The organism is Vibrio ostreicida (assembly GCF_013074385.2).
In the GTDB taxonomy this organism is placed as follows: Bacteria; Pseudomonadota; Gammaproteobacteria; order Enterobacterales; family Vibrionaceae; genus Vibrio; species Vibrio ostreicida.
Map to the genome: position 1 here is coordinate 1 of NZ_JABEYA020000029.1, position 3894 is coordinate 3894.

Sequence of the window (3894 nt, forward strand, 5' to 3'; positions counted from 1 at the left end):
CATAATACGCACTTTGGTTTGATTCTTTCCTTTAGTCTGTCACCAGTGACTGCAATAAAATGAGCGTGTCTATCGATTATCTTTGTTCACGAAGGTCATAGAGAAATTCTGGTAACCCATTTATACGTAAATTAAATTTAATATACTGACGAACGGTCTCCTTGGGTATTTCCATTTTCTCAGAAATTATCGAAATCGGTAAACCTTCATAATGTAACTGTCGGCACAGCTCTACATCTTCGTCCGAATATTTACAGCGATACTTAGGTGTATACCTTCGACCGAGACCAAGACGATTTACACGGGACGCTACAGATTTAGGTGTTCTATCGAGGTGTCGTGCTATATCTGCTTGGCTCATTTTTCCTACATTCGCGATAATAAAGTTGTCTTCTGTCGCGTGAAAAGATCGTCTAGGATTTTTTTCGAATGATATACAGCGAACCAATGCAGCCTGCTTAACGCTTTTTACAGTGCGACCTAGCAAAACGGCCACCTCAGTAGCCGAATGGTTTTTTGCCAATTGTATCAATCGATTCACTTCGAGATCATTCCAATGGCGATAATTATCGGTTTGGTGTCGATTGCTCATTTGCTTGAAAACCTTTCATTGCGTAGTAAATAGACTCAACAGGAACGCGAAGAATCGGAACGTTGGAATCTTCATTTATAAAGACCAGTAAATGAAAAGTATCACCTTGACGAACAAAGCGACATTTACAACTTGGGCGTGTTAGCTGAAGTAATTGAAGTGTAGATAAAGCCTGTGGTGATTGAGGTTCTTGTGGGTTATAAAGTTCAACGCTAGCCATAACATAATCCTTTATGAAGGCGGGCAAAGGATGTTACGTCAAGGACAACACCCCTCGCCCTTTAATTAAATGTCGAACTCTAATGGCTCGATAATCATTCCAAATCGTTTTAACTCAAGGCCACCGAAGTTATTAACAACAAAGCTAGAGCTATGTACTGTGTAATCTCCGGCAGCATAAGGCGGTTGTCCTTCTTCTAAAGAGAGCTTCATTTGAACTGGGAACTTACCACCCAAATAGGCGTAGGCAGTTTGTTCGTAAATGGTTCGAGGTGCTTTGCCGTCTTTGCCTGGTATTGTTCGAGTTTGAAATTGTGAATCTTCTGGGAAAATTTCGATTTTTAACATGTTCTTATCCTATGCTGCTTTTTAAATTGTTGTCTTGATTCGCATAAGCTCACCGCCGTATGAACCCGCCCCGCTGCGCAGTGCGAGCACATACAGCGTTAAGCAATAGCTCTGAATGGCAATACATTTGATTGAGCAACAACTGGCAGTTGATACCAATCAGGAACGCGAAGAGGTTTTACATCGATAACTTCTGAGCGTTTCAGAGTTGGGCACATGCGAGAAACATCAAACGGACGGGAGACGTCGATACCAATTTGTTTCAGGCGAGCTTTGTGCTGATAAAATTGACTATCTTTAAGAATTTCTCTTAAGTCAGTACCATGTTGCCACATGGAGAAATAGCTCATAGTGGTATTGGCTTGGCGTAACGTATAGACTGCGCCAGCATCTAAAAGTTGATGTGCGATTGATTGATGTTCGTCGTGTGTGGAATGTAATGTATTCATGGCGTTCTCGATGTCTTTTAAATGTTCGTGAAAGTCTTGTTCATTAACCAAGCCATAAAATTGTAAATTGTGACGTTTTAATAATTTCTGTCTTAAGCTGTGCTCTTCTCGTGTTACACCTTGCTCTTCACAGTAAGCGATTAATTTATTGATATAATCTAGTTGTTGTTGAGTTGTGCCATTCTTCTTGCGCTTATTCTTTTTGAGGTGCAGTTTTAGCTCGAATGCCTTGCAATACAACTTGGTCATTGCCCACTCGGAAGCCTCTCCCCAGTTGCATGTCATACCGTTTGGATAGAGCTTTGGTTCTCGACCGCGACCGATTTGGACCGAAGACATCCCACGGATAAACGAAGCCTCATGACCCTTACCCACCATGTGATTACAAGTCCAGTCAATCAAAGTAATTTCGGCACCATCACCAAACAGAGAGGACGCTTTGCCATCGGGAGCTTGGCGGTGATGCAAACGAGTGTTTTTAGTGAATGGTGGTAAGCCATGCTGAGCCAAAATATGGTTGTAAACCTCAACACATTCGTCGATGGTCTTTAGGCCAAAAAGGTTATCCATTCGTTGCCATCGAGAGGGATTTCCTTCGACCCTCACCCTATTGCCATTACAGCGAATGGTGAGCTTAGTACTGTATGAGCCCTCAAGGATTTTCTGATTTACGTTCGGAGGAAGCTTCTCACCCGTTTCTAGATCGACACGCTCAATAAAATGCGTCCCAACGAGTGGAAGTCCACCGTTGGGATAATCTTGCTGCATGAAAAGTTGGTCGATGAAATACACCCTATGAGCTCACATATGCAATAAATACAAGTCAAGGATACAACTACAAGATCAGAGATACAAGTTTTTGAGTTAAAATGAATCACACATGAGTAATAAGAGTTAAATAAATGCACCTTGGCGAGAATATAAAGCGCAGACGTGAGCTGTTAGGGATAAATCGTGCGGAGTTGATTGAACGCTCTGGAATCTCTACAGCTCAAATGTCTCGTATAGAAAGAGGTGAGCAAAAGAACCCTAACCTAGAAACACTAGTCGCAATTGCAACCGCTCTAAATGTGTCACTAGATGAAATGGTTTTTGGTGAAGAAAGCGCAAGCTCACTTTATCTAGGAAAAGTAATAGAGTCTCTTCCTGAAGAGAAGAAAGCTTTCATAAAAGAGCTTATAAAAATGACCGTAATGAGCTCAAAGTCTTCAGAGATAGAAGCTAATTTAAATCCGTAGAACTCCGGAATTCCGGAGTTAGTTCGGGTGTAACAGGAACCCGAACCCTTCGGGGTTGCAGTAGCACAACGCGCCTCTCGCGCTGAAAGAGTCTGGAAGGCGGGCTTAGCAGGATGAAGGGAGGTTTATCTATCTGGTTAGCAATGGCGGGTTATCGGGCATTCAAAGGAGTCATGCCAAAAAGATTAGGTGGGGCCCTTTTCCCTGCGGGGCTAACTGCATAAATGCGTATTGTGCGAATTATATTACGGACTTCACCCTTCAAAGAGATTCTCGTTCCTGTTATGTAGCCGCGAGCGCCCACCTAGTCTAGCGACTCTCTGGGTCAGGGCTGGCGACGCTATCGGATATATAGGTTTAGCCTGTATGACATTCCCTAGAGCAGTAAAAACAACCATTTGCTCTATTGTAATATTTCTTTGCTTCAGTAACGGCAGGAGAACAAGAAGAGTATTGGCCTAGCAATTGACGATTTTCTACATTAGGTGCATGCTGACACCCATCTTTATGTACTTCATGATCACCATTAGATTGAGCATTTTTGTTAACAAAATAGTTATATTTCATAATGTTTCTCACTTAAAAATTGAACTCAAAAATAAAGGTAAGCTAAATTACCAGTCACCAGAGTCTGATGGTTCCTGAAGGGCCTCAGGACGAAAATAAGCGGATTTAAATTCATCAGAGAGAAACCAAACACATATAACTTCATTTTTGCCGTCAGGTTCTGAGTTAACCGTCATGTCAGGGCCGCCACTTTTAAGTTGAACTACTTTACCAACATCAAACATAAACACCTCCAGATATAAAATTAGTTGCTCATACAGTGTAGGCGTAAATGAGAAAGGTATCCCTCTTAATGCGTATTATTCGACATTATGTTACGGGCTTGAATTACAAAGCGGTGCTTACTCAGAGCATGTACGCCGCAAGCGGCGACAATGAGCCATTCGCTCACCCTCCCTTTGCTGCTTCAAGGGCGTCAGTGCTGGCGCAATGGTACTGACCCCAAACCACTCAACATAATAGCGTGCCACATAATACGCAC

6 protein-coding genes are annotated in these 3894 nt (G+C 42.4%); 1 reads left to right on the forward strand and 5 read right to left on the reverse strand.

Translation table 11 applies throughout. The annotated features are described in order from the left end of the window. Positions 1–76: 76 nt before the first annotated feature. The 4 genes from HLM86_RS20040 to HLM86_RS20055 form a co-directional block, all read right to left on the reverse strand. Positions 77–592: a hypothetical protein gene (locus HLM86_RS20040; protein WP_170883828.1), complete on the reverse strand. Its 516-nt coding sequence runs from the start codon at positions 590–592 to the stop codon at positions 77–79. Continuing rightward, positions 567–812, reverse strand: a complete 246-nt coding sequence (locus HLM86_RS20045; RefSeq protein WP_170883827.1) for a hypothetical protein — start codon at positions 810–812, stop codon at positions 567–569. The genes HLM86_RS20040 and HLM86_RS20045 overlap by 26 nt, the downstream gene beginning before the upstream one ends. Before the next feature lie 65 nt (positions 813–877). Then, positions 878–1159 carry a G5P family DNA-binding protein gene (locus HLM86_RS20050; RefSeq protein WP_170883826.1) on the reverse strand — a complete coding sequence of 94 codons (282 nt, stop codon included), beginning with the start codon at positions 1157–1159 and terminating at the stop codon, positions 878–880. Between the two features lie 98 nt (positions 1160–1257). Next, positions 1258–2400, reverse strand: a complete 1143-nt coding sequence (locus HLM86_RS20055) for a phage/plasmid replication protein, II/X family (RefSeq protein WP_170883825.1) — start codon at positions 2398–2400, stop codon at positions 1258–1260. 110 nt (positions 2401–2510) lie between these two features. Between HLM86_RS20055 and HLM86_RS20060 the strand changes: the two genes are divergently transcribed. Further along, a complete protein-coding gene (locus HLM86_RS20060; protein ID WP_170883824.1) occupies positions 2511–2846 on the forward strand; it encodes a helix-turn-helix domain-containing protein in 336 nt (111 codons plus the stop codon). Positions 2847–3460: 614 nt separating this feature from the next. Here HLM86_RS20060 and HLM86_RS20065 read toward each other — a convergent pair. After that, positions 3461–3637, reverse strand: coding sequence for a YodC family protein (locus HLM86_RS20065; RefSeq protein ID WP_170883823.1), 177 nt, complete (start codon positions 3635–3637; stop codon positions 3461–3463). Between the last annotated feature and the right edge of the window lie 257 nt (positions 3638–3894).